We start from the raw sequence: 24,141 nt of genomic DNA, 5'->3' as shown, positions 1-24,141 counted from the left end.
CTATTCTCCCATCTTGTCCATCGTGGTGTTTAATAATTCATCAACTATGTTATTCCCGAGGTTATCAGCGTGGCCCTTGGTCCACTTAAAGTGAAGGTGCGTAAACTGGGGAAGGATTTTCAGCAATTCCTGCCAGAGCGCCTTGTTGGCGACCGGCTTACCGGTAGAAGTTTTCCAGTCCCGCCGCTGCCAGCCGTAGAGCCAGCCCCTAGTAATGGGATCCAAGACATAGTGTGAATCCAGGGTCGCACTAATCAGCTCATCTTGCCAGTGGTGTGCCTTAATCGTCTGAAGTGCCGTTAACAGGGCCGTCAGTTCCATCTTATTGTTGGTTGCCCCAAACTCGCCGTCGGTTCCGGTGTACTGGTGACCCCGGCGTTCAATCAGGTACGCCCAGGCAGCCTTATCGTCATTTTTGACGTGCTGACCAAGCTGGTTCCCGTGATTGCGAGAACCACCGTCTGTATAGAGCAAAATTGTCGGCCGGCTGATAGTGGCAGGAGCCTGCTGGGCAAACGAATGCTCGTCCAGTTTTAATTGCAGCTGCTTATTACCCCGGTGTGGTTGCGATTCCTGGTCGGAGTGCAACCAGTTCTCAGCCGCCGGACGGTCAACGAATGAACGATACACCGCCCCGGGAAAGCCGATGACCATTTTTTGACACTCCGGCCAACTGGTATAAATGCCTGTTTGCCGTCCCTTTTTTACCGCATAATACTTTCTTGTCATACTTCTTAATTCCTTTATTCTTCACTAGCCATTTTAAATATTATACTATCGAAACCAGGCCGAGTTAACTTTCACGCCAATACCAGCAAACGGATACCATGAGCTAAGATTAAGAAACCGGCTAGAACGATGATGCTTCAACGCCCTAGCCGGTTACACGTTTTAAGTTTAACCGTGGTTAAACGGTAGTAAAAAAGGAGAGTACAGGATTTGAACCTGCGCGCCCGCTCAACACGGGTTCGCCGGATTTCGAGTCCGGTGCATTACCACTCTGCCAACTCTCCATTAAATTTCCAACTTCTATACTATACCAAAAATTCCCCTAATAGTAAACTCAAAAGTTAACTCTGCCAATTCGAACTAAAATAACAGAATAAAACGTCTTCACAGTTCGCCTGGATAGAACTGTGAAGACGTTGACTTTTTACTTCTGGTTAGCAATATCGTAAGTTGTCTGGCCGTTCTTTGCGGTGTACACTGCTTGGCTGGTCTTATCTGGATTAACAATGCTGATGGAGTAATCCCCGTTCAGGGCCTTAGAAACCTGTTCCGAGTTCTTCTTGATTGAATCAGTTAAGTTCGACCAGCCAATCTGGCTAGCCTGGCTGGGATCCTGAACCAGTGCCTGGATTGCTTTCACGGTATTATCATCCGTTGGCTTGACAACGTAAGTGTTGTCCTCCTCCCGAAATTCAACCGTTCCCAACTTCGAATAGCCCTTTTGCAATTGTCGCAAAACAGACATCTGCTGGTTCTGGCCGTTAGCCGCCCCGTTAATCCCGCTAAGGGCGTTCGAAAAACTACTACTCTGCACCTGCTGTGATGAGCTCGTACTAGAGCTGCCTGACTGCGAGCTCCTATTCCAGTACGGCAAATTGATGGCCCCATAAACGACCGCAATCAAGCTTAAAACAACGATAATCGTCCCCGACTTCCATTCACGGTACCGCTGCCAGGAATTGGTCAAATAAAACGCGCCGAGGATTAACGTCAAGCCGGCAAAAATTACTAAAATTAACATTACAAAACTCCTTTAATCAATCAGGTCAGCTATTTAACTTAAAAAAGGCTGAGTTACTCCTCAGCCCCAATTATTAAAACTCCATCAACGCCTTGACATCGTAATCCTTAATCTTTTCCCGACCGTTTAAGTCTTTCAACTCGATCAAGAAGGCGCAACCGACCACAATACCGCCCATCTTTTCAACCATTTCAATTGTCGCGGAGATGGTCCCACCGGTTGCCAACAGGTCATCAACGACCAGGACCCGTTGACCAGGCTTAATGGAATCTTCCTCCATCTGCAGGGTTGCAGTGCTGTACTCTAAAGTGTAGCTCGCACTAATTGCCTTGCGGGGGAGCTTCCCCTTCTTCCGTGCTGGCGCAAAGCCGACACCTAATTCGCGGGCAATCGGGCACCCGACAATAAAGCCACGGGCTTCAGGGCCCACTACCATATCGACATTCTTATTTTTAGCGTAATCAACCAACTCATCAGTTGCCTGCTTATAAGCCTCACCATTCGCCATTAATGGCAGAATGTCCCGAAAAATAATCCCCTTCTCCGGGTAATCAGGAATACTGGCAACGTATTTATAAAGGTCTAAAGTCATACCAGAAATTTTCTCCTTTAATTCTTCTTCAGGCACTGGCTGACCCATTCAGCCACCGTCCCCGCATCACTAAACAGCAGCGTCTGTTCAGCTTGATATTGAGCTAATCGCGCTTGATAGTGATCCGTTTGTTTTAAATCGGTTTTCTGAACGTCAGCAACCAGGTTTAAAACACTATCCTTTATTGTAACAAATCCTGCTTCAGAAAACACACTTATCATCAAATTTAAGCGGACTTCATTGATTCTTAAATACCGACTAACAGCAGACCGTTGTTGCGGCCACTGTATGCTGGCCTGCTGGGCGAGGAAGCGGTACAGACTGGCAAAGTCCGTCCGTGTGGGCAAGCCCGCCAAATAAATACTATTAGCCTCGTAGAGCAGGAGACGGATGATCGCCGGCGCAGCACTATCATTGGCGAAGAGTGCTTTAAAAGCAGCTAAGTCGGCCGGACAATCAACCACCGTCAGCCGCTCATTGGCGAAGTCAATTTTCCCCGCCTCCACCGGCGAAATTGCAGTCCCCGCTGGAAGGTGAGGAGCAATGTTTTGACGCAAGCGGTCACTATAAACCAGGTAATAGCCCGGCATCTCAAAATGGTGGGGTGTTAAATGGTTCGTTCGCCGATCCAAGATAACCGTTCCCGTTATTTGAATATCCTCCAGCATCAACTGAACCTGACGCTTGCCCTGCCACTCATTAATACTCAGTTTTGCAACCATGTCCACCGTGGTCCCCTGCCCAGCCAGTAGCGGTGCCAAGTTGCCCTGGTTAAAGGCCACCACCGCCAACTGGGGGCTGAGGTTAAATTTAAGGTGGCTATTATCCTTCCCCATCGTCTTCACATTCGTTGGCTGGACATCACGGAACAGGAAGACGGGCTGATCATTTCCTGGTCCAAACGGTCCCAGCTGTTGAAGCTGCTGATAAAGTTGCTCCGTCACATCGCCAACCGCTAACCCAGTTGCAACTGCCAGCGGCTGCTTCTGCTTACCCGTAAAGCCCTGCTCAGCTGCTTCCGCCACTAAGGCCTCCTGTAAAGCTTCTAACTGCTCCTCAGGCAGGGACAAGCCACAGGCGGCCGGGTGCCCACCAAACGCGGTGAACAAGTCCCGGTGCTGATCCAATGCCTGAAAAAGGTTGAAGCCGGGCAAACTCCGCCCCGAGGCCTTGGCAACTTCTTCGTCTTCATTAATTCCGGCAACAATTGTCGGCTTGCCGGTATCGTCCATGATTCGGCTAGCCACGATTCCCAGCACTCCTTGGTGCCAACCATGCCCTGCCAACATGAGTACCGGGCGCTGCTGGTTAGCAGGACTTAAAGCCTGTTTTTTAGCAGCGATCATAATATCATCAACTAGCTGCCGGCGTTCTTGGTTAGCAGCTTCCACCTGCTCGGCTAGTTCACGGCCCCGATTTTCATCCAGGGTCGTCAGCAATTCCACACCAGCATTAGCATTTGCCACCCGTCCAAGGGCATTTAAACGCGGAGCGATGGTAAAACCAATTTCCTGGTCCGTTAGCTGGCTTTCGTTAGCGCCGGCCAAGCTGATCAGTGCGTGGAGACCCGGCCGCATCCCCTGCCGCAACTCTTGAATCCCCAGCGAAATCAAAGCACGGTTTTCATCCGTAACACTAACCACATCTGCGATTTCCCCGATGGCCAGCAGGTCCAACATCTCCTCGGGAAATTCCTCCTGAAGAGCCCAGACAAGTTTAAACGCTACCCCCACACCGGAAAGGTCGGGAAACGGGTAGCTACTCCCCGGGTAACGGGGGTGAACAATGGCGGTTGCTTTCGGCAGTTCTGCGGGCAATTCGTGGTGATCCGTGATTACGACATCGACACCCTGGGCAATGGTGGATTCAATCACTTGCTTGCCACTCACCCCGTTATCCACCGTGACAATCAGTTTAGTCCCGTTAGCAATGATTCGATCGTAAGCGGCCTGGTTCGGCCCATAGCCATCCTTAAAGCGGTCAGGAACATAGTAGTCAACATTGGCACCGATACTGGTCAAGGCTTCATACATCACAGCAGTGCTGGTAATACCATCCGCGTCGTAGTCACCATAAACCGTAATCTTTTCGCCATTGGCAACCGCTGTTTCAATCCGCTCGACTGCCTGATCCATATCATGAAGTAGCCGGGGATCATGAACAGCTGACAAACTAGGATTCAGGAAGTCCCGTGCTGCTTGAACATCGGCAATCCCCCGTTCGGCCAGCAGGACTGCCATCGTTTTAGTAATCGCTAATTCATCCTGAAGCGTTTGGACAACCTGTTGATCAACTTTGGCACTTTGGTCCTGCCAATTATAACGTGCTTCGATCATTTTCTTCCCCACATTCTCTCAAAATAAGAAAGGCGTGACCACCAAGCCACTCCTGTCAACTTTACAATTCATTTTTGTTCTGCTGGAAGTCAAAGAACTTCTTAATCGCCCAGTCACCCAGTCCAGGGAAAACTTGGTAGGCCCAGCCCAGGTAGGCTACGTAGCCAGGAACGTTAATTTCCCGCGTCTTATAGCCAACATTATTCCATACCCGGCGAGCTAACTCATCAGCTGAGATGAACATCCACTTCGGCAGGTGCGAGCGGTAACTGCCATCCTGGTCGGCCTTCTCAAAGAAGGGGGTGCTAACTGGTCCTGGATTAACTGTCAGCACCTGGACACCGTAGTCTGCCACTTCCATCCGCAAGACGTTATCAAACTGAATGACCCCCGCCTTGCTGGCTGAATAAGCCGCACTATTCGGGGTCGGAATCTTACCGTCTGCCGACCCCAGGTTAATAATTGCTCCGTAGCCCTGGTCCATCATCTGCCGAGCCACGCAACGACTAATGTACATCAATGCCAGCAGGTTTACGTCAGTCATTTGTCTCATTGTCTTATAAGACTGGCTAGCCGCGGGGGTAAACTCACCCAAGCCAGCCGAATTAACTAGGACGTCGATTCCACCGACCTGGTGCTGAATCTTGTCAAGGACCTCGTCAATGTCATCCGGCGAAGTGGCATCCATGCGGTAAGCAAAGGCGGGCCGACCTGATAACAGGAGACACTGTTTGGCGACTTGCTCCAGCTTTTCTTCATTCCGGGCAGTCACAACAACGATTGCCCCCCGCCGTGCGGCTTCTAGTGCTAAGGCCTTACCAATCCCACTAGAACCTCCTGTAATCAGCACGACTTCATTACGTAAGAAACGCAAAGTCTTTACTCGCCTCATCATCACGACCACCCCTTATTTATTAAACGGAATCTCAACTACATCAAAATCATTGACCACCCGGGTCTCCGGGAAAACATCGCGAACCTGGTAGGCAAGCTGATAGGCAGCCCGGCCGGCATAGCGAGCGGAAATGTGGTTCAGCAATAACCGCTTGACCCCGGCCCGTTTTGCAATTTCGGCCGCCTGTAAACTGGTCGAGTGGTAATAGCTGCGGGCGAGTTTCGCCTCGTCCTTAGCAAAGGTACTTTCATGCACCAGGACGTCCGCATCCTGCGCTAGTTCCACAGCATTAGCCGTCTTGCGGGTGTCACCACAAATGGCAATGATCCGGCCTTTATGTGGCGCCCCAATGAAGTCCTGCCCATTGACAGTGCGTCCATCAGCTAAGGTGACTACCTTACCAGCCTTTAGTTGCCCATAAACCGGCCCGGACGGAATGTTCAATGCCCGGAGCTTATCAACCTGCAGCTCACCAGGATGGTCAGCTTCAACCACCCGGTAACCGTAGCAAGCAATTTTATGGTCCAGCTTTCTGGCAGTGACCGTGAAGCCCCGGTCGTGAAAGACCTCCCCCTCGTGATCAATTTCCACAAAGTGCAGCGGGTAGCTCAAACGGGACTCGCTAACTTGTAATGCCGTCGTCACAAAGCGCTTAATCCCCACTGGACCATAAATAGTCAAGGGTTCGGTTCCCCCCTGGAAAGACCGTGAACTCAATAGTCCTGGTAGGCCAAAAATATGGTCACCGTGCAGGTGGGTGATAAAAATCTTTTCAATTTTCCGTGGGCGGATGGTGGTGTTTAAGATTTGGTGCTGCGTCGCCTCACCAACATCAAACAGCCAGATAGCATTGCGCTCCTCCAGCAACCGCAGGGCAACGCTAGAAACATTACGCTGCTTGCTAGGTGACCCAGCGCCGGTTCCTAAAAATTCAAGTTGCATTATTAAACTTCCCTACCTTCTCACTCTCAATTACTGGATAAATTCAAAGACGAACTTGCGGATTCGAACCATATCGCCATCCTGAATTCCCTTTTCACGCAAGGCATCATCGACTCCCATCTGCCGCATCTGGCGTGCGAAGCGTAATTGACTCTGCTCATGGGTCAGGTCGGTCATGTCAAACAGACGCAGCAACTTTTCGCCGCCCAGGACCCATGTGCCGTCATCATCCTTGCTGATGGTAAAGTCTGGTCCCTGCGCGTCCTGGAATTTCTTCCCCGCTGCTTCATACTCAGGAGTCAATTGTTCATCGTGGCTTTCGCTATCAAACACCGGCGTCTGGTCAAGCAGGTCGGCGGTCAGCTGCATCAACTTTTGGACCCCCTGGTGCGTAACTGCCGAAATCGGGAAAATTGCCGGCTGTTTTTCCAGGCTCTTATCCGTAGCCAGCTGTTTTTGGAACACGGCCAGGTTCTTTTCAGCATTTGGCAGATCCATCTTCGTTGCAACGACAATTTGCGGCCGCTTCAAGAGCTCTGGATCGTAATTTGCCAACTCCTGGTTAATTTGCCGGTAGCGCTCGATGGCCTGGTTTTCGTCCTCACTGCTCATGTCAACCAGGTGGAGTAGCACCCGTGTCCGTTCGATGTGCCGCAGGAATTTAAGGCCGAGACCAATTCCCTTTGAAGCACCCTCAATCAATCCGGGCATATCAGCCATGGCAAAATCCCGCCCATCCGGGAGCATCACCATTCCCAGGTTTGGTACCAGGGTGGTGAACTCGTAGGCGGCAATCTTCGGCTTAGCACCCGTGACTACTGACAGTAAGGTCGACTTCCCCACCGAAGGGAAACCGATGAGCCCCACGTCAGCCAACATCTTCAATTCTAGTTCTAGGTAGCGGTCTTCTCCCGGCTCCCCATTTTCAGCGATTTCGGGGGCCGGATTCTTGGCACTCGCAAAGTGAATGTTTCCCCGGCCGCCCCGGCCGCCCTGGGCGATTACCAGCTCCTGGCCGTTTTCAACCAGGTCCCCGATAATCTGGCCGGTATCGAGGTCGCGGACGGTTGTGCCCTGAGGAACCGCAATTACCGTGTCCGGCGCACTCGGACCGGTCATCTGCTTGTTCATCCCGTTCCCACCATTTTTCGCCTTAAAAATCCGGTGATAACGAAAGTCCATCAGCGTACGCAGGCCTTCATCAACTTTCAAAACGATGCTGCCACCATGGCCACCGTCCCCTCCGGCTGGGCCGCCATTAGGAACGTACTTTTCCCGCCGAAAGGCGACCATCCCATCGCCGCCCTTTCCGGCATGCGCTTCTATCTTAATTTGATCAACAAAGGTATTCATGATGATTTTCTCCGTTCTATTGTCTTATCTCTAGTATATTGGAAAAAAGAGGGGGCGTCAAAATCAATCGTGACTGCTCCCCTTCGCGACTTCGGCGTTTTTTTGGAGGGAAACCTTAATCAACTGGGCGGTCGGTCTATTGATCCCCAGCGCATGAATCTCTTCCACCGGTGCCTGGGCAATTTTGGTCACCGAGCCGTACTTCTTGAGCAGTTTTGTCCGGGTTCGTGGCCCGACTCCCTTGATCTCATCCAGGCGGGAACTCAGGGAATGCTTCGTGTGGACGCTCCGGTGATAGGTAATTGCAAACCGGTGCACCTCGTCCTGAATCCGCTGAACAAGGTAGAAGCCCTGACTGCGGGGGTCAAGGTTAACGTGGGCATCTTCGCTCCCAAACAATAGGTCCGCCGTCTTGTGCTTGTCATTCTTGACCATCCCCACGACTGGAATATCCAAGCCCAGTTCGTTTTCAAGCACATCCTTAACCGCGTTCATCTGGATGTCACCGCCATCCATAAAAATCATGTCCGGCATCGGTTTATTCTCCCTCAAGAGCCGTCCATAACGCCGCCGAATGACTTCCCGGGTACTAGCAGCTTCATCCGCATGGTCAACTACCGTCTTGAGCTTATACTTGCGGTAGAGCTTCTTTGCGGGCTCGCCATCAACGAAGACAACCATCGCGCTGACTGGGTCGGCTCCCTGAATATGAGAATGGTCAAAGGCTTCGATTTTATGCCCCACCGGCAACCCCAGGGCGTCTGTGATCTCCTTCATCGCGCCGGTAGTCTTGCCCTTATCCATTTCCAGCAGCCGGAACTTTTCATCAAGGGTCAGTCGCGCGTTTTCGGCCGCCATTGCGAGCAGGTCGCGCTTCTCCCCCCGCTCAGGTGTCCGAACTGGGATCCCCAGGATTTCGCTGATTTCTTTATTGGGAAGACCAGCGGGGAGGAGGAGCTCCCGGGGAAGGATGTTATTGCGCCTGTTATAAAATTGGAGAATAAAACTGGTCATTTCCTCGACCGCCGTATCAACAATTGGGAACAGCCGCTTTTCCCGCTTCATCAGCCGGGCCTGGCGGATAAAGAAGATCTGAATCGACAGCCAGCCCTTGTCCATGTAGAAATTAAAGAGGTCACGTGGGGTTTTATCATTCGAAATGATCTTCTGCTTTTCCACCGTGACCTCAATATAGTGGAGCTGGTCACGAATTTCGGCAGCCCGTTCGTACTCTAGATCACTAGCGGCCTTGTTCATCCTTGCCAGCAAGTGCTTCTTCACATTTGCGGTATTGCCATTAAGGAAAGACTTAATCCGCTTAATTTGGGCCGCGTACTCGGCTGGCGGAACTTCCTTAAAACAGGCCCCCAGGCATTGTCCCATGTGGTAATACAGGCAGGGACGCCCCTGAAAGCCATTGCACCGCCGTAAAGGGTACACCTTTTGTATAAAGTGGACCGTTTCTTCCGCAGCGTACACGTTAGGATAGGGGCCAAAGTAGTAGGCACCATCCTTTTTGATTTTTCCCGTGATCTTTATCTGGGGGTCGCGCTCATTAGTAATTTTAATGTAGGGATAGCCGGTCCCCCGCTTTAACTTAATGTTAAAGTAGGGCTGGTGTTTCTGAATCAGCGTAATTTCGAGCAGGAACGACTCCTTATTGGTTGAAGTCACAATGGTTTCAAAATCGGCTACTTCTGAAACCATCTTGGCGACCTTCCCGGTGTGTGAACTCTTAAAGTACGAACGCACCCGGTTCTTGAGGTTCTTGGCCTTACCAACGTAAATAATTTGCCCATTGATATTTTTCATTAAATAGCAGCCGGGCTTATCCGGCAATAAAGCTAACTTATGTTCAAGATATTCGCTTGCCATCGTAACCCTCCGTGATAAATGCTAGTATAATATTATATCGGAAAACGCGCTAGCAACGCAAAGAATCCGTTCTACTTTCCCAGGATTTTCCTTGCAAACCGGGGAAGCGCTATGCTATGATGTTCTGAATATTAACCAAGGGAGCGATAAGAATGGGCTTAGTAACCAGGAGAAGCGAACAACTAGACCGCCTTTTCGACCAATTTGCGATTGACCCAAAGAAGAAGCCGGCTAAAAAACCAGCTAAGGATCAAGAAAAGTCAGCCGATAAACAAGACGAGAAGAACAAGTAACCTAGTAACAGGGGGAGAAAAGCAACTCCCCTATTTTTTATGAACGCTAAAAGGGCCATCAAATTCGCATTGCCGAACTTGATGGTCCTTTTGTGACTAGCCGGAAGGGACACGGAAACGAAGCCCGCCTAATCTTCGTCCCGTGCTCTCCCTTTAGTTTTGCTTTTTAAACCCAGCTGGGTAGCGACGGTTGAGCTCGGCAATGTTAGCCTTAGCAACCTCTTCAAACGGAATATCTGCCCATTCCGCGACTTGCGATAAGTACCACAAGACATCTCCCATCTCGTGGACTAATTCCTGGCGGCTCAGCTTTTGTCCCCGGAAGACGTAATTCTTCACCAGGTCAACTACCTGACCGGACTCCCCCGCTAAGCCGAGGGCGCAGTTAGTCAATACCTGCTCGTTTCCATACAAGGTGCGCTTCGCCGCGTTTTGGTATTCATTAAAATCCACCGTTACTTCATCCCCGTTCGTTCATCAATCCACTGCCAGACAGCGTCCTTCCCCGTCTTGTTCACTGCTGAGAAAAGGACTAGCTGGTCACCAGCCGCCAGCCCCAGCGTCTTTTTAATCAGGCTTTCCTGGCGGTTCCAGGTATTCCCCTTGACCTTATCAATTTTGGTAGCCACCACCAGGGTCGGAATATGGTAGTACTGCAACCATTGGTACATACTAACATCATCCGCTGTCGGTGCGTGCCGGCCATCAACCAGTAAAATTGCGCCCCGCAGCTGATCCCGTTGGGTTAAATACTGCTCAATCATCTGGCCGAAGCGTTCCCGCTCCTTTTTAGAAACCTTGGCGTAGCCGTAACCCGGGACATCGACAAAGTACAGCTGATCCTCAACCGCGTAGAAGTTTAAAGTCTGCGTTTTCCCCGGCTGACTAGAAGTATGAGCAAAATTCCGCCGGTTAATCAACACGTTGGTTAACGATGATTTTCCAACATTTGACCGCCCCACCAGGGCCACTTCTGGATAGTTGGTCTTCGGATACTGGTCCGGCCGCACCGCACTAATTGTTAAATCAACATTATGAACTTCCATTGAAAAACTCCCCGGCTATGACGCCTGCTGGTCCTTTAATACGTACTTAGGCTCGGCGTGGTCAGTAACGCACCGCTTCCCGATTACCACCTTGGCAACGTCTTCACGACTTGGCAGGTCAAACATCACATCCTGCATGACCTCTTCAATGATCGACCGGAGTCCCCGTGCTCCGGTATTCCGCTTAATTGCCAGTTCAGCCATCGCGCGCAGGGCGCCATCAGTAAAGCTTAGTTCGCTGCCGTCCAGCTTAATCAGTTCCTGATATTGCTTTACCAGGGCATTCTTCGGCTCTGTCAGGATCCGAATCAGGTCCTGCTCATCTAACTTCTGCAGGGCCGTCATGACTGGCAACCGACCGATAAACTCCGGAATCAAGCCGAACTTGAGCAGGTCTTCTGGAATCACGTGCTGTAAAATGTTCTTTTCGGTAATGTTATCCCGTGCAGAGCTGCTGGTGCCAAAACCAATCGTCTTTTCACCAATCCGTTCCTTGACAATATTCTCTATTCCGTCGAACGCCCCGCCGACGATAAAGAGGATGTTGCTGGTATCCACCTGGATAAATTCTTGCTGTGGGTGCTTCCGGCCCCCCTGTGGCGGAACGTTAGCAACCGTTCCTTCCAGGATCTTCAGCAGGGCCTGCTGAACCCCCTCACCAGAAACATCCCGGGTAATTGAAACATTCTCGCTCTTCTTCGCAATCTTATCAATTTCATCAATGTAGATAATTCCCTTTTCGGCCCGTTCCACATCAAAATCCGCCGCCTGGAGCAGCTTTAGGATAATGTTTTCGACGTCTTCGCCGACGTAACCGGCTTCAGTCAGGGTCGTGGCGTCGGCGATTGCAAAAGGCACGTTGAGAATCCGGGCAAGCGATTGTGCCAGGTAGGTCTTCCCTGAACCAGTCGGCCCGATTACAGCAATATTGCTCTTCTGTAATTCTGTCTCGTCATTTTCCCCCGTCATCATGGCGTTAACCCGCTTATAGTGGTTGTAAACCGCTACCGCCAGTGTCTTTTTAGCGTCGGCCTGACCAATTACGTAGTCATCTAATTCACCAACGATTTCTGCTGGAGTGGGCACGCGGAAGGTTTGCTTAGCACTATCTTCAGCCAGTTCCTGTTTGATGATCTCCTGGCAGAGGTCAACACATTCATTGCAAATGTAGACCCCGGGACCAGCGACAATCTTTTTCACTTCATCTTGCGACTTTCCGCAAAACGAACAGTGGATGGTATCCGTTCTCGTGGTATCTTCCAACATTCATGAACCTCCTCTAAACTTATGGAATAATCATACCAGAATTCTAGTCCGAATTCGAATATTCTGTTCTCCAATAAAAAAAGCTCAACCGCGTGATTGAGCTTTTCTCACTACTAAGACCGACTAAATCTTACTTGTCAGTCTTCTTGTCGTCTGCCTTAACCTGCTTTGCAGAATCAGCAACTAAGTCAACGGCCTTCTTGATCTTGATGTCGTGGCTCAGCATATCCTTAGACAATGCCTTTTCCACTGCATCTTCTTCCATGCCGTATTGCTTTGCCAGGTCCTTGATTTCATCCTTGATTTCGTCTTCGCTAGCTTCCAGCTTAGCATCGTCAACAATGGCTTCCAGAACCAGGTTGGTCTTGACCCGCTGTGCAGCGTCGTTAGCAAATTGCTTCTTCAGGTCATCTTCCTTCGTACCAGTAATTTGGAAGTACATTTGCGGACTGATTCCCTGTTGCTGCATCCCAGCTAAGTATTGCTGCATTTGCCGGTTAGTGTCTTCATCCAGCATTGCTTGTGGGATATCTTCGATTTCAGCGTTAGCAACTGCCTTTTCGATGGCAGCATCTTCAATCGCGCCCTTGGCTTGGTTGTCCTTTTGTTCTTGCAATTGCTTGCGAGTCTTGTCTTTCAACTCATCAAGGGTATCAACATCTTCGTCAACGTCCTTGGCAAAGTCATCGTCAAGCTCTGGCAGTTGCTTTTCCTTGATTTCGTGAACCTTAACCTTGAAAAGAGCGTCCTTGCCGGCCAATTCCTTAGCGTGGTAGTCTTCTGGGAAGGTTACCTTAACGTCAACGTCATCACCGGACTTGTGACCAACTAACTGATCTTCAAAGCCGGGAATGAATGAGCCAGAACCCAGTTCCAATGAGTAGTTGTTAGCAGAACCGCCATCGAACTTTTCGCCATCAACGCTACCTTCGTAGTCGATAACGACAGTATCGCCATTAGCAGCAGCCTGGTCCTCATCTTTCAAAACTAATTCCGCTTGTTGTTGGCGCTTCTTTTCAATTTCAGAGTCAACGTCAGCATCACTAACGGTCGTGTCTTGTTCAGGAACTTCCATTCCCTTGTAGTCACCAAGTTTAACTTCAGGTTCAACCGCAACTTCGGCAGTCAGTGTCCATGGTTGACCCTTTTCCATGCTCTTAATATCGATACTTGGTTGGTCAACCGGCTTGATTCCAGTTTCCTTAACAGCAGCGCTGTAAGCGTCTGGCAAGACCTTGTTTAAAGCATCTTGGTAAAGGGATTCTTCACCGTACATTTGGTTGAAGATTTGGCGAGGAACACGGCCCTTCCGGAAACCTGGAACCGTAATCTTCTTCCGGGTTTCGACAAAGGCTTCGTCAATTCCCTTCTTAATCGTGTCGACATCAATATCAAACGTTAATGTCCCTTTGCTGGCATCGCTATCGCGTTCCCATTTTGCTGACATTTTATTTCCTCCAATAACAATCAATTTGATCCTTACCTTACAGGCAGGTCTTTACATACTTTATTAGTTTACCTTACAGGCCAAGCAATTGCAACCAATTGACGGCTTTCTCCCGACCCAAATTAAAAGAAAAAGAGGCTGGGGATGAGCCCCAACCTCTTGAATTTGCCTAATTGAAAATTAGTCTAAGACTTCTGATACCACACCGGCACCAACAGTGTGTCCACCTTCACGGATGGTGAACTTCAGACCCTTTTCAAGGGCAACTGGCTTTTGTAAGTTAACAGTGAACGTTACGTTATCACCAGGCATAACCATTTCTACACCATCTGGTAATTCAATCGTACCAGTAACATCAGTAGTGTGGAAGTAGAACTGTGGACGGTAGTTGGAGAAGAACGGCGTGTGACGGCCCCCTTCTTCCTTAGTCATAACATAAACTTCACCCTTGAAGTTCTTGTGAGTTTGGATCGAACCTGGTTCAGCAAGAACTTGACCACGTTGAACTTGGTCGTGAGAAATACCACGAAGAAGAACACCAACGTTGTCCCCGGCTTCACCAAGGTCAAGAGTCTTGTGGAACATTTCCAGACCAGTAACGGTTGACTTCAGAACATCTTCAGTCAAACCAACGATTTCAACTTCGTCACCGACCTTAACAGTACCACGGTCGATACGACCAGAAGCAACAGTACCACGACCAGTGATAGTGAAGACGTCTTCGACAGGCATCATGAATGGCTTGTCAGTAGGACGCTTTGGAGTTGGAATGTAGTCATCAACAACATCCATCAAGTGAAGGATAACCTTTTCTTGTTCTGGGTCACCTTCAAGAGCCTTGAGGGCGGAACCACGAACAACCGGAATATCGTCACCAGGGAAATCGTATTCGCTAAGAAGGTCACGTACTTCCATTTCAACCAAGTCAACCAATTCGTCATCGTCAACCAAGTCAGTCTTGTTTAAGAAGACAACGATGTATTGAACACCAACCTGACGAGCAAGAAGAATGTGTTCACGGGTTTGTGGCATAGGACCATCAGTTGCGGCAACAACCAAGATAGCACCATCCATTTGTGCGGCACCAGTGATCATGTTCTTAACGTAGTCGGCGTGACCTGGCGCATCGATGTGTGCGTAGTGACGCTTTTCAGTTTCGTATTCAACGTGGGCAGTGTTGATAGTGATACCACGTTCCTTTTCTTCTGGAGCAGCATCGATATCAGCGTAATCTTCTGCCTTTGCAAGACCCTTAGCTGCCAATACCTTAGTGATAGCAGCAGTCAGAGTAGTCTTCCCATGGTCAACGTGGCCAATAGTACCAATGTTTACATGGGGCTTTGTACGTTCATAATGTTCTTTTTCAGCCATTAATGAAAACCTCCTGATAATTTACAAGTATAATGCCAGTCCTTTCATAGAAATGACTGACACACCCTTATAGTTATTGTACTACTTCTTTTCGCCAATTGAAAGCTTTTATATCAAAGGCTTGAAGAAGAATTCTTAAATATCATATCAACTCTTGCCGCATTTGTAAATAATATTGCTAAGGTTTTTCACCTAAACCATCAATTACCCGCCCCAGTTGACGTTGAACCGCCAGAATGGCTGGCTGCGCCTCAGAAGTCGCTCCGCGGATCCGGCCAATCAGACAGTCGACCCAGCCAGCAGGATCAGTCACCTTTTCCTCAATCAGCGGGTACAACAACATCAGCTGCATTTTCAGCTCCTGACCAGCCAATTGATATTCACTGGGGTTGCGGTTGGCAAGACGGTCTGCCAGTTCCCGGTGCAATTCCTGGACAACCGGAAGCTCTTCAATTGCGGATAATTTTGCCGGATTAATGGTGTATTCCCGTGCATCCAACCACCGAAGCGCCATCTGCTGATCAACCCCTAATTGACGAAGGGTATCCACCAGGGCCGCCTTGATCAGCTGGTGGGCATACGGGTCCCTGAGTAAAAACTGTGCTCCCGTCAGGTACTCTTTTAACGGTAGCTGTCGGGCAGCTCCCAACCGCTCCTGCTGCTCATTCAGTGGGCAGTCACCAAGGTGGTAAAAGGACCGGAGCGCGGTCTGGATTGTTGTCTGAAATTTTTCTTCGGCCGTCTGCTCAGCCTCAGCAATCAGCGTTTCAAATTCATCCTGCCAGTCCAGCGGCAAATCCGTAATAAAAAGACGGGCGGCGATATAGGATTGGTTGTGCAAAAGAAGGTGGACTGCTAACCGGGCATGTCCCTTATCTCCAGTAAAAACTTCCGCCTGTTCCGCAAAGTAAACAAATGCCCGTGCGTATTGTTTGGCACGGTAAAGTGCTAGGACCAGTGCCTTTGTCACGTCATCACTAGGCTGTTCATTGATCAGGTCTTCGAGCAGGCTGCTCGCTTCTAGCCACTTCTCATCCGTCATTAATTGGAGCGCTTTTTGGTAGCGTTCTTCTTGTTCATTATTCATATTAATTTTCCTTTTAGATACAGGGTGGGGTTGTGGCATCCCTGCCAACAGCCCCACTACTCAACTAGTTACTTTGTTTACTTTTTTCTGCTTGGCGTTTGCGCCCCCGACCACGGCCATGACCGTGATGGGCTTCCTTTTTGTGACTACCGCTATCTTTTTTCGCCTCGCCCTTGTTTTTGGTCTTCTTCTTGGCATGCTGGTTAATTTCCATAATCACCGGCAAAATAACGGGATGGCGCTTAGTTTGGTCAAATAAGAACCGGTTCAGTTTCTCACGAACATCCTGCTTGAGGTGTCCCCAGTCAAATTCCTTTTGATCAAGGTTATCCTGGACCACCTTTTCTACCAGGTCAGCACTCTGCTTCATCAGCTGATGGTTAGTTTTGACAAAGACGAAGCCCCGCGAGGTGATTTGGGGACGGGCAACGATTTTCTTCTTTTTCCGGTCAATCGTTGCAACGACAACAAAAATTCCATCTTCAGACAGGACCCGCCGGTCACGAAGCACAATATTTCCGATGTCGCCAATACCGGTTCCGTCAATCATTGTGTTGCCAACATCCAGGTGTTCCCCAACGTGAAATTCACCCTGGTCGTATGTCAGCACGTCACCCTTATTCGTTAGGAAAATCCGGTCAGGTGCAATTCCGACCTCTTCTGCTAACTCCGCGTGACGATCCAGCAACCGGTATTCACCCTGGATAGGAATAAAGTACTGCGGCTTCATGAAATTAAGCATCAGCTGCTGGTCATTCTGGTTAGCATGACCGGACGGATTAAGGTCATCGGAAATAAACTTCACCTCAGCTCCGGTCCGGTAGATAATATCCTTCGTCTTTTGAACTTCGGTTTCCTGGGCATATGAAGGGGTAGTAGTAACGAATACCAGGTCCTGATCACTGAGTTTAATCTTCGGGTTGTCGCCGTTAGCGATTTGTTGCAGGGACTTGATAGGTTCCCCCATCTTCCCCGTTTCCAGAATTACCACCTGCTTAGGGTCCAGCTTATCGGCTTCCTTCAGGCTAATCAGGATGTCCTGAGGCATCTTTAGTTTACCTAGCTCCATGGCGGTGTTGATAATCTGTTCGATATCACTGCCGGAGAGAACAATCTTCCGGTCTACCGCCACGGCCGCATCGATGATTTGCTGCACCCGCATGATGTTTGAGGCCACACTCGCCACGATGATCCGGCCATCTTGGTACTTGAACGTTTCCTTGATATATTCACCAATATCCTTTTCACGTGAGGAAGCACCAGTAATTCCAGCACCAGCAGAATCACTCAGCAATGCCAGTACTCCTTGCGAGCCGATTTCAGCAAGCCGGGCTAAGTCTGTTTGGTAACCCTTGGTAGCCGTTTGGTCGAACTTGAAGTCGCCGGTGTAAACAATGTTGCCTTCCGCGGTTTCGAGGACAATTCCCAGAGTTTCCGGAATCGTGTGCGTGGTCTGGAAGAACGAAACGGTGACGTCATTAAAGTCAATCGCGGTCCCTGCATCAACAACGTGGAAGTCATTAAATTTCTTAACTTCCTTATGCTTCTTAACCGCCAGTTTAGCCAGGGCAATCGTCATTTCACTTCCAAAGACGGGAACATTAAAGTCCATCAAAAAGTATGGCAATGCACCAATTGAGTCGGCATGCCCGTGGGTAAGAAAGACCCCGACAATTTTATCCTTACGGTCACGCAGGTATTCCCAGTCCGGAATTACTACATCGATTCCCATCAACTCATTTTCCGGGTACTTCAAACCAGTATCCAGGATGAAAATCTGGTCGTCGACTTCCACTGCGTACATATTTTTGCCATTTTCGCGAACCCCGCCAAACGGGATAATCTTTATTTTGCTCATTTAGATTGGCTCCTTTATTTAAGTTGATTTCTCTGTATTGCTATTCGTTTGCTCAGAGAATTTATTCGTTCATAAATAGCTATTAATATCTTACCACATTCGCTCTTCACAATGGAAATCAAACATTTTAAAAACAAAAAGAGACTGAAAAAGCTCAGTCTCTTAGCTATTTTCAAGAATAATGCACCAGTGCAGTAGCTGGCTGGCAGGTCATGCGCTGACAAATCAACATTTACCTCCTTAACACGAATTGCCAAAGGTGGTGCCACGAACCAGCTGGCCTAACTTTGGCCCACACACGGAGGGCCGTCGCGAAACAATCTTAACGGGCTTCCCCGCCCTTGATCTATTTTTAAACAATAAAAGGCCGGGGGATTTCCCCAGCCTCTTTGCGGAAATAAAATTACCGCCGTAATCCTAATTCCTTAATCAATTCACGGTAAGCAGGAAGGTCAGTGCGCCGCAGGTAAGCCAACAGGTTCCGCCGGTGACCAATCTTCTTCATCAAACCACGTTGTGAGTGGTAATCATGCTTGTGCGTGCGAAGGTGTTCGTTCAGTTCGTTAATGTCAGCAGTTAATACAGCGACTTGAACTTGAGTAGAACCAGTGTCACCTTCGTGAGTTGCGAATTGCTTAATGATTTGATCTTTACGTTCTTTTGAAAGAGCCATGATCAATTTCCCACCTTTCAATTAATAAGTCTGCCTAGTTCTAAGTATGGCGTCGGTGAGGATCGCCAAACTGAGAAGAGGCACCGTCGCACTTGCGACCTTTAATAATATAAGGTATTTCAACTCATTTTGCAACTCTTTCCCGTCCCGAAAATCCTATTACCGTGAAACTATTGCAATGCTGGCCAGTCTTTTGTATAATGACAAATGTTGAAAATTCTGGTCAACTGAATACCGGATAACGGAGGTGAAAGTTATGCCAATCATCAAATCAGCGATCGAACGTGTTAAGACTAGTGCAAAGGCCGAAGCACGGAACGCTTCCCAATTAAGTCACATGCGGACTGCAATCAAGAAGTTCGACAAGGCTAAGCTTGCTGGTGAAGGCGACCTTGAAAAGTTATACAAGGATGCTATTTCAGCAATCGACCGTGCCCACTCAAAGGGCCTTATCAAGGCTAACAAAGCAGCACGGGATAAGTCTCGTCTGTCAGCTCGTTACCACAAGTAATGAGGTTCAAGAAGGCAACTTATCCTAGTTGCCTTTTTTCTTTCTTACAAACATACAAAAAGAGGCTGGAAAATATTCCCAGCCTCTTCGTTATTTTAAAGCTAATGCTGCCGTAAGCCAGTAGCTGGCTAGCAAGACGATTGTGGTTGGCCACGCTGCTTTATCAACATCTGACCTGCCAGCTACCTACTGCATTGATTTTCAGCCGCTTACTACTGTGATAATGTGCAAAATAACCATAGGCTAGTCATCCGCCTTATCGGGCTGACTGCTTCTCACTATTTCAAATCGTCTGGCAAGTCCCGCGCTATCGAACCAGCAATGTTCTCCCTTGCCAGGCCCCTCACGTGAAAGCCTCACCTTTGCCGAGCATATTGGAGCATAAATAGTTGAAAAAGCAATTCCGGATCCCGTTGGGTCGTTTTGAGGTTTTGCTCGATTTTGACCAACCCGAGATACGCGTTTGCCAACCGCTCAAGGGAAAATTGGCGAACCGTTCGGAGGCCCAGCTTGACCCGGTAAGGGTGAACGTTAAGTTTACTAGCAATACTCCCCTGGCTCAGGCCATGGTTAACCAGTACTTTTAACTGGATTAATAAGCGAAACTGGCTCACGAGAACTGCATTGATCTGCAAAGGCTGCTTTTGGCTAGCAAGCAACTGTTGGTAGAGTTCTAACGACCGTGGCTGGTCCCGGCGGAGAACTGCGGTCACCAAGTCGAACACGTTGTCATCCAATGACTGCGGCACCAATGCTTGAACCATTGGTGCGGTAATATGCTTATCCTGGTAAGCCAAAATCTCCAGTTTAGCCACGTTAGCGACCATTAACCCGTAATCAGCATTTGTCCGCTGAACCAACAATTCAAGAGCTGCATCGTCAATAGTAAACCCGGCTTGGCGCAACTGTCCTTCAACCTGCTGACGGGCACTGCGTTCATCCAAGGGAGCCGCACTGACATTCACCGCCACCTTTTTCAGTTCCTTAACAAGTTTTTTTCGCCCGTCCAGTTTCTCATACGGAGCGAGAAAAACAAGCGTGGTTGTTGGTTCCGGATGGTGGAGATATTTAATCACTGCCGATAAATCATGGTCTACCTTCCCACCCCTTTTTTCATTTGTTAGAAAATAAGGTTTGTTAATGATTACAAGCCGGCGTTCACCAAAAAACGGTGCTGACACTGCATCGTCCAGTGCACTCGCAACTGGGGTAACTTCCATGTCATAGCGGCCGACGTTCATGACCTGCTGCTCTTCAGGAATCAATGACAAAAAAGCGGTCAACGCCTTTTCCTGTAACACCTGCTGGGTGCCGAGCACCAGGTATACCAGCGCCGGCGTTTTTTCTTTTAGTTGTTTAACGAGTTCGGTAACATCCACCGAAGTTCATCCCCCTTTAATGTCGTCTGCCAGTAACCCTTGTCACCGTAATAATGATATTTTATCATTCCGTACTGCTGAGTGGAAAGGGCCGCAATCCGGGCCCGCTTCAATTCAGCCACCACCTCGTCACTCGGGTGGTGATAACGATTAAACCGCCCGGCAGAGATAATCGCTGTTTTTACACCCAGCTGCCGCAAGAAGCGTGGATCACTAGCCGTCTTGCTGCCATGATGCCCCAGCTTGAGTACGGTGGCGCGCAAGTTTGGATACTTAGCCATAACCGCCAGTTCACCAGTCCGGTCAAGGTCGCCGGTAAAGAGAAAGTCTTGCCCACCGAACCGTCCTGTTAGTACTACTGAGTCTTCATTCTTTGCCTCCCCCGAAGTAAAGGGGTGGACAATTTGCAAGCACTGATTTGGTAGTTGCACCTGATCAGTAACCGCGATTAATTTCCCGCGATATTGCTGGGCCGCCAACCGTTTTAATAACGCCGGCTGTTTTTCCATTCCGGCTGGAACCACGATCTGCCTAACGGTCATCGTCTTCAATACTGACGGTAAATAACCAATGTGGTCTGCATCATGGTGGCTTAAATAAACCATATCAATCTGGGAAATACCACGACTTTTTAAGTAGTTAATGCTAGTCTGTTCAGCAAGATTGGTATGACTTTCTACCTGAGCCCAGCGGGGCTGGTTAAACTGAACCTTCCCACCAGTATCAATCAGCAAAACCTGCCGGTTAAACGGTGTTCGAATAATAATACTGTCTCCCTGCCCAATATCTGTAAAAATGACCTCACCAAAGGGTGGGTAGTGAATTTGCAGGAAGCAACAGAAATATAGCAAAAATAAGACTACGTAGCGGGCTCGTCGTGGCCGTTGGAGGAGCCACAGGGTCGCCAAAAAGAGCAGCAATGCAAAGCACAGCGGTGGCTTGCCAAAGTGAATTTCACCGGGAAGGGAAGCCAGCCAGAAAAGGACAATTTGAAAGCCGCTGAGCAAAGCATTGACAAGTCCGCCCAAGACCGGGAAGAAGTGGTACGACATGGCGCTAAATACTACCAGCGGAAAAACAAATAACGAGAATAGCGGAATCATGACATAGCTGGCAACCAGGCTTAGCAGGTGAAATTCAAAAGTTCGGCTGAGAATCGCAGGGAGGCTGAGAAGCCCCAACAACCAGCAGCGCTTCAGCTCCCCCTCTTCCCCCGTCAATACCTGGAGAATCAGCGACAGCAAGTAGCTGAGCTGACCACCGAGGTTAAACAACAGGTACGGGTTCCAGAGCAAGCCGGCGATTAGACTGATTGCCCAGCCATCAAGCGCGTCCATTTTAAACAGCCGCTGGCCCAGCGTTACTTCCGCCATAATTACTGCCCGAATCAAACTGGTCGAACCGCCACCAATAATCAAGTAAAATGGCAGCCCAATGACCAGTATCCAGTCAATCTTTTCCCGTTCCAAGCACAGATAGCTCCCTATTAGGCGCGTCAGGCCGGTCAACAGGATAATGTGCATCCCCGAAATGCAGAACAAATGGATTATTCCAAGCCTTTTTACCGCTAAAGTCAAAGCGTGATCACCAGCGCTGTTGTCGCCAACCAGTAGTTGCTGACAGTATGCTCCTAATGGCTGGGGCATTGTCTTAAAATATCCAATTAGCCGGTAACGAATGACGTGACATAACGACCGCCATCCCCTAATTGTCTGGGGGTGAACCTTCCCGAGCTCCTTAACCCGTAATTCGTTATAGATGTGGTGCTGCTGAAAGTAAAAGCGGCGATCAAACTGCTGGTCATTAGTCGCCGGTACCAGTGGCTGCAAGGTCCCTGTAACTTGCCATAATGCTGGATGGTCAACCATCCTTAGCCGGCGCAGTTCTGCTGGTTCGCGAGCCCTTAATATTACGGTTTCCTTGGCTTGCGACTGTTGGTCCCGAGCCGTCAGCGTTACCAGGCTGCCGTTAATATGGACGTCATCCGGCATTACCAGCAACGTCTGCTGGACCGCCGCTGCCCGCGTTAACCGTTGCTGAGCGGCCCACTGGCGGTTAATCGCCACTCCCCCTACAATCACACCTGCTACTAGAGCCGTTACCACTAAGACCCGCGGTTGAGCAAGGCTCATAATCCGCCACAGCATCCAAGCTGTTAGCAGTAATAGCGCCGGTCGTGGGCAGATCAGAACCGTTGCCAGGAGTCCGGCAAATAACGCCGGAAAGACCCAGTAATGGCGAATTTATTTATGGGCCACCTGCGGATCGATATACTGATCCAGGTGGACTTGGTCTAAAATATCTTGGTCTAAATTGATTTGGCGCAAACGAACATTTTTAAGTTTAATCAGCTTCATTGCATAGTCATCATTATGGTAATTGCGGATATAATTAATTTCCTTAATTCCTGCCTGCAATAGACTCTTTGTGCACTGTAAGCATGGGAAATCAGTCACGTAAAGGCTGGCTCCGTCCGTTGACATTCCAAAACGAGCACATTGTAAAATAGCGTTCATTTCGGCGTGAATCGTCCGAACACAGTGTCCATCACGCAGGTAACAGCCTTCGTCGATGCAGTGATCATCGCCAGAAACAGCCCCATTGTAGCCACCGGCAATAATCCGTTTATCCCGGACGAGGACAGCACCGACCGAAAGCCGCTTACAGGTACTCCGCGAGGCCAGTAGTGCAGCCTGGACCATGAAATACTGATCCCAATCAATTCGTTTTTTCATCTAATCACTCCCTTGCGTTAAGTTTAGTATAGCAAATAATGATGAACTGCCAAATGTTTAGACGGCGACTTGTTCTTTAATCTTAGCAACGGTCTTTTCGCCAAACCCTGAAACCTGCATCAATTCATCCACGGTTTTAAACTGCCCGTGCTGTTGACGGTACTCTAATATTAAATCTGCCTTTTTATCACCAATTCCGGTAATTTGACAGAGCTGTTCCTTAGTGGCTGTATTGAGGTTGACCGGCGCCTTCCCCGTCACTGGGTCAGCGGCGGCCGGGCCTGCTGGTGCTTGGTTTGCTACCTGTTCGCCCTCCGCCGGGATATAGATTATCTGCTGGTCGGCCAGTTCCTTAGCGAGGTTCACGTCCTTCATCGCAGCATTCGGCAACGCTCCACCCGCTGCCCGAATTGCCTCCTGAATCCGTGCTCCGCGCTTAAAATAATACACTCCTGGCTTTTGGACTGCCCCCTTAACATCCACACAGACACGAGCCGGCGACCGATTACTCACCTTACTAGCATCACTACTCACAAGTGCTGAGCTCGCTGCCGACGAGAGGCCGGCCGGCTCCGCGCTGGGAGCGGGTTTGACGGTCCGGTATGCAAGCAGTGCGATCGCCGCAAGTAAGGCTGCCGTCCCAGCAATTATCTGATAGCGATACAGCGCCCATAGTTCCTTAAATTTTTCCATCTATCTCCCCTCCTGTTATTTAAATACGCAAAAAATCCA

The 24,141-nt window shown here is 49.3% G+C and carries 22 protein-coding genes and 1 tRNA gene; 2 read left to right on the top strand and 21 right to left on the bottom strand.

Going from position 1 to position 24,141, the window contains the following annotated elements:
• The 9 genes from N4599_RS00610 to uvrC form a co-directional block, all read right to left on the bottom strand.
• A complete protein-coding gene (locus N4599_RS00610) occupies positions 1-729 on the bottom strand; it encodes a ribonuclease H family protein (protein ID WP_191363500.1) in 729 nt (242 codons plus the stop codon).
• Positions 730-924: 195 nt separating this feature from the next.
• Positions 925-1,013 (bottom strand) — tRNA-Ser (locus N4599_RS00605).
• 140 nt (positions 1,014-1,153) lie between these two features.
• On the bottom strand, positions 1,154-1,750 hold the full coding sequence (locus N4599_RS00600; protein ID WP_003711733.1) for a hypothetical protein: 597 nt from the start codon (positions 1,748-1,750) through the stop codon (positions 1,154-1,156).
• A 73-nt stretch (positions 1,751-1,823) separates the two neighbouring features.
• The gene (locus tag N4599_RS00595; RefSeq protein WP_034537415.1) at positions 1,824-2,342 is read right to left on the bottom strand and encodes an adenine phosphoribosyltransferase; all 519 of its coding nucleotides are present in this window, start codon (positions 2,340-2,342) and stop codon (positions 1,824-1,826) included.
• Between the two features lie 17 nt (positions 2,343-2,359).
• Positions 2,360-4,678 carry a single-stranded-DNA-specific exonuclease RecJ gene (recJ, locus tag N4599_RS00590; RefSeq protein ID WP_191363437.1) on the bottom strand — a complete coding sequence of 773 codons (2,319 nt, stop codon included), beginning with the start codon at positions 4,676-4,678 and terminating at the stop codon, positions 2,360-2,362.
• Between the two features lie 61 nt (positions 4,679-4,739).
• A complete protein-coding gene (locus N4599_RS00585; protein ID WP_191363436.1) occupies positions 4,740-5,573 on the bottom strand; it encodes an SDR family NAD(P)-dependent oxidoreductase in 834 nt (277 codons plus the stop codon).
• A gap of 12 nt (positions 5,574-5,585) precedes the next feature.
• A complete protein-coding gene (gene rnz / locus N4599_RS00580; RefSeq protein WP_191363435.1) occupies positions 5,586-6,515 on the bottom strand; it encodes a ribonuclease Z in 930 nt (309 codons plus the stop codon).
• Positions 6,516-6,545: 30 nt separating this feature from the next.
• Complete coding sequence (obgE, locus tag N4599_RS00575) at positions 6,546-7,868, bottom strand: GTPase ObgE (RefSeq protein WP_191363434.1); 1,323 nt, start codon at positions 7,866-7,868, stop codon at positions 6,546-6,548.
• 63 nt (positions 7,869-7,931) lie between these two features.
• Positions 7,932-9,743, bottom strand: a complete 1,812-nt coding sequence (uvrC, locus tag N4599_RS00570; RefSeq protein ID WP_003711760.1) for an excinuclease ABC subunit UvrC — start codon at positions 9,741-9,743, stop codon at positions 7,932-7,934.
• 152 nt (positions 9,744-9,895) lie between these two features.
• Here uvrC and N4599_RS00565 point away from each other — a divergent pair, with 152 nt between their 5' ends.
• Positions 9,896-10,036, top strand: a complete 141-nt coding sequence (locus N4599_RS00565; protein ID WP_191363433.1) for an SPJ_0845 family protein — start codon at positions 9,896-9,898, stop codon at positions 10,034-10,036.
• 153 nt (positions 10,037-10,189) lie between these two features.
• Here the strand turns inward: N4599_RS00565 and N4599_RS00560 are convergent, their stop codons facing one another.
• From N4599_RS00560 to rpsO, 8 genes are all read right to left on the bottom strand, one after another.
• Positions 10,190-10,489 (bottom strand): nucleoside triphosphate pyrophosphohydrolase family protein, encoded by a 300-nt coding sequence (locus tag N4599_RS00560; RefSeq protein ID WP_003711778.1) that lies wholly within the window; start codon positions 10,487-10,489, stop codon positions 10,190-10,192.
• A 2-nt stretch (positions 10,490-10,491) separates the two neighbouring features.
• The gene (gene yihA, locus N4599_RS00555) at positions 10,492-11,082 is read right to left on the bottom strand and encodes a ribosome biogenesis GTP-binding protein YihA/YsxC (protein ID WP_003711715.1); all 591 of its coding nucleotides are present in this window, start codon (positions 11,080-11,082) and stop codon (positions 10,492-10,494) included.
• A 15-nt stretch (positions 11,083-11,097) separates the two neighbouring features.
• Complete coding sequence (clpX, locus tag N4599_RS00550; RefSeq protein ID WP_003715216.1) at positions 11,098-12,348, bottom strand: ATP-dependent Clp protease ATP-binding subunit ClpX; 1,251 nt, start codon at positions 12,346-12,348, stop codon at positions 11,098-11,100.
• A gap of 130 nt (positions 12,349-12,478) precedes the next feature.
• Positions 12,479-13,795 (bottom strand): trigger factor, encoded by a 1,317-nt coding sequence (gene tig, locus N4599_RS00545; protein WP_191363432.1) that lies wholly within the window; start codon positions 13,793-13,795, stop codon positions 12,479-12,481.
• Positions 13,796-13,975: 180 nt separating this feature from the next.
• Positions 13,976-15,166 (bottom strand): elongation factor Tu, encoded by a 1,191-nt coding sequence (gene tuf, locus N4599_RS00540; protein ID WP_003711740.1) that lies wholly within the window; start codon positions 15,164-15,166, stop codon positions 13,976-13,978.
• Between the two features lie 178 nt (positions 15,167-15,344).
• Positions 15,345-16,253, bottom strand: a complete 909-nt coding sequence (locus N4599_RS00535; RefSeq protein WP_260900808.1) for a hypothetical protein — start codon at positions 16,251-16,253, stop codon at positions 15,345-15,347.
• Between the two features lie 64 nt (positions 16,254-16,317).
• Positions 16,318-18,111, bottom strand: a complete 1,794-nt coding sequence (locus N4599_RS00530; protein ID WP_191363430.1) for a ribonuclease J — start codon at positions 18,109-18,111, stop codon at positions 16,318-16,320.
• A 403-nt stretch (positions 18,112-18,514) separates the two neighbouring features.
• Positions 18,515-18,784 (bottom strand): 30S ribosomal protein S15, encoded by a 270-nt coding sequence (gene rpsO / locus N4599_RS00525; protein ID WP_003711721.1) that lies wholly within the window; start codon positions 18,782-18,784, stop codon positions 18,515-18,517.
• 256 nt (positions 18,785-19,040) lie between these two features.
• Here rpsO and rpsT point away from each other — a divergent pair, with 256 nt between their 5' ends.
• Entirely contained in the window at positions 19,041-19,295 is a 255-nt protein-coding gene (gene rpsT, locus N4599_RS00520) for a 30S ribosomal protein S20 (protein WP_003711755.1), read from the top strand.
• 356 nt (positions 19,296-19,651) lie between these two features.
• On the opposite strand, the gene holA is transcribed toward rpsT, so the two are convergent.
• The 4 genes from holA to N4599_RS00500 all read right to left on the bottom strand — a co-directional run bounded on the left by holA (position 19,652) and on the right by N4599_RS00500 (position 24,102).
• Complete coding sequence (gene holA / locus N4599_RS00515) at positions 19,652-20,674, bottom strand: DNA polymerase III subunit delta (RefSeq protein WP_260900782.1); 1,023 nt, start codon at positions 20,672-20,674, stop codon at positions 19,652-19,654.
• The gene (locus tag N4599_RS00510; RefSeq protein WP_260900771.1) at positions 20,644-22,806 is read right to left on the bottom strand and encodes a DNA internalization-related competence protein ComEC/Rec2; all 2,163 of its coding nucleotides are present in this window, start codon (positions 22,804-22,806) and stop codon (positions 20,644-20,646) included. The genes holA and N4599_RS00510 overlap by 31 nt, the downstream gene beginning before the upstream one ends.
• A gap of 111 nt (positions 22,807-22,917) precedes the next feature.
• Positions 22,918-23,409: a ComE operon protein 2 gene (locus N4599_RS00505; protein WP_191363427.1), complete on the bottom strand. Its 492-nt coding sequence runs from the start codon at positions 23,407-23,409 to the stop codon at positions 22,918-22,920.
• Positions 23,410-23,466: 57 nt separating this feature from the next.
• Positions 23,467-24,102 (bottom strand): helix-hairpin-helix domain-containing protein, encoded by a 636-nt coding sequence (locus tag N4599_RS00500; protein ID WP_260900755.1) that lies wholly within the window; start codon positions 24,100-24,102, stop codon positions 23,467-23,469.
• Positions 24,103-24,141: the final 39 nt, after the last annotated feature.

Source organism: Limosilactobacillus oris (assembly GCF_025311495.1).
GTDB lineage: Bacteria > Bacillota > Bacilli > Lactobacillales > Lactobacillaceae > Limosilactobacillus > Limosilactobacillus oris_A.
This window is presented reverse-complemented; position numbering and strand designations above follow the sequence as displayed.

Coding starts and splice junctions, on each gene's coding strand:
- N4599_RS00595 (WP_034537415.1), bottom strand. CDS start 2,342: ATGACTTTAGACCTTTATAAATACGTTGCCAGTATTCCTGATTACCCG.
- N4599_RS00600 (WP_003711733.1), bottom strand. CDS start 1,750: ATGTTAATTTTAGTAATTTTTGCCGGCTTGACGTTAATCCTCGGCGCG.
- N4599_RS00500 (WP_260900755.1), bottom strand. CDS start 24,102: ATGGAAAAATTTAAGGAACTATGGGCGCTGTATCGCTATCAGATAATT.
- obgE (WP_191363434.1), bottom strand. CDS start 7,868: ATGAATACCTTTGTTGATCAAATTAAGATAGAAGCGCATGCCGGAAAG.
- N4599_RS00510 (WP_260900771.1), bottom strand. CDS start 22,806: ATGAGCCTTGCTCAACCGCGGGTCTTAGTGGTAACGGCTCTAGTAGCA.
- tuf (WP_003711740.1), bottom strand. CDS start 15,166: ATGGCTGAAAAAGAACATTATGAACGTACAAAGCCCCATGTAAACATT.
- N4599_RS00535 (WP_260900808.1), bottom strand. CDS start 16,253: ATGAATAATGAACAAGAAGAACGCTACCAAAAAGCGCTCCAATTAATG.
- rpsO (WP_003711721.1), bottom strand. CDS start 18,784: ATGGCTCTTTCAAAAGAACGTAAAGATCAAATCATTAAGCAATTCGCA.
- N4599_RS00530 (WP_191363430.1), bottom strand. CDS start 18,111: ATGAGCAAAATAAAGATTATCCCGTTTGGCGGGGTTCGCGAAAATGGC.
- rnz (WP_191363435.1), bottom strand. CDS start 6,515: ATGCAACTTGAATTTTTAGGAACCGGCGCTGGGTCACCTAGCAAGCAG.
- clpX (WP_003715216.1), bottom strand. CDS start 12,348: ATGTTGGAAGATACCACGAGAACGGATACCATCCACTGTTCGTTTTGC.
- recJ (WP_191363437.1), bottom strand. CDS start 4,678: ATGATCGAAGCACGTTATAATTGGCAGGACCAAAGTGCCAAAGTTGAT.
- yihA (WP_003711715.1), bottom strand. CDS start 11,082: ATGGAAGTTCATAATGTTGATTTAACAATTAGTGCGGTGCGGCCGGAC.
- N4599_RS00565 (WP_191363433.1), top strand. CDS start 9,896: ATGGGCTTAGTAACCAGGAGAAGCGAACAACTAGACCGCCTTTTCGAC.
- N4599_RS00585 (WP_191363436.1), bottom strand. CDS start 5,573: ATGATGAGGCGAGTAAAGACTTTGCGTTTCTTACGTAATGAAGTCGTG.
- rpsT (WP_003711755.1), top strand. CDS start 19,041: ATGCCAATCATCAAATCAGCGATCGAACGTGTTAAGACTAGTGCAAAG.
- uvrC (WP_003711760.1), bottom strand. CDS start 9,743: ATGGCAAGCGAATATCTTGAACATAAGTTAGCTTTATTGCCGGATAAG.
- N4599_RS00610 (WP_191363500.1), bottom strand. CDS start 729: ATGACAAGAAAGTATTATGCGGTAAAAAAGGGACGGCAAACAGGCATT.
- N4599_RS00505 (WP_191363427.1), bottom strand. CDS start 23,409: ATGAAAAAACGAATTGATTGGGATCAGTATTTCATGGTCCAGGCTGCA.
- tig (WP_191363432.1), bottom strand. CDS start 13,795: ATGTCAGCAAAATGGGAACGCGATAGCGATGCCAGCAAAGGGACATTA.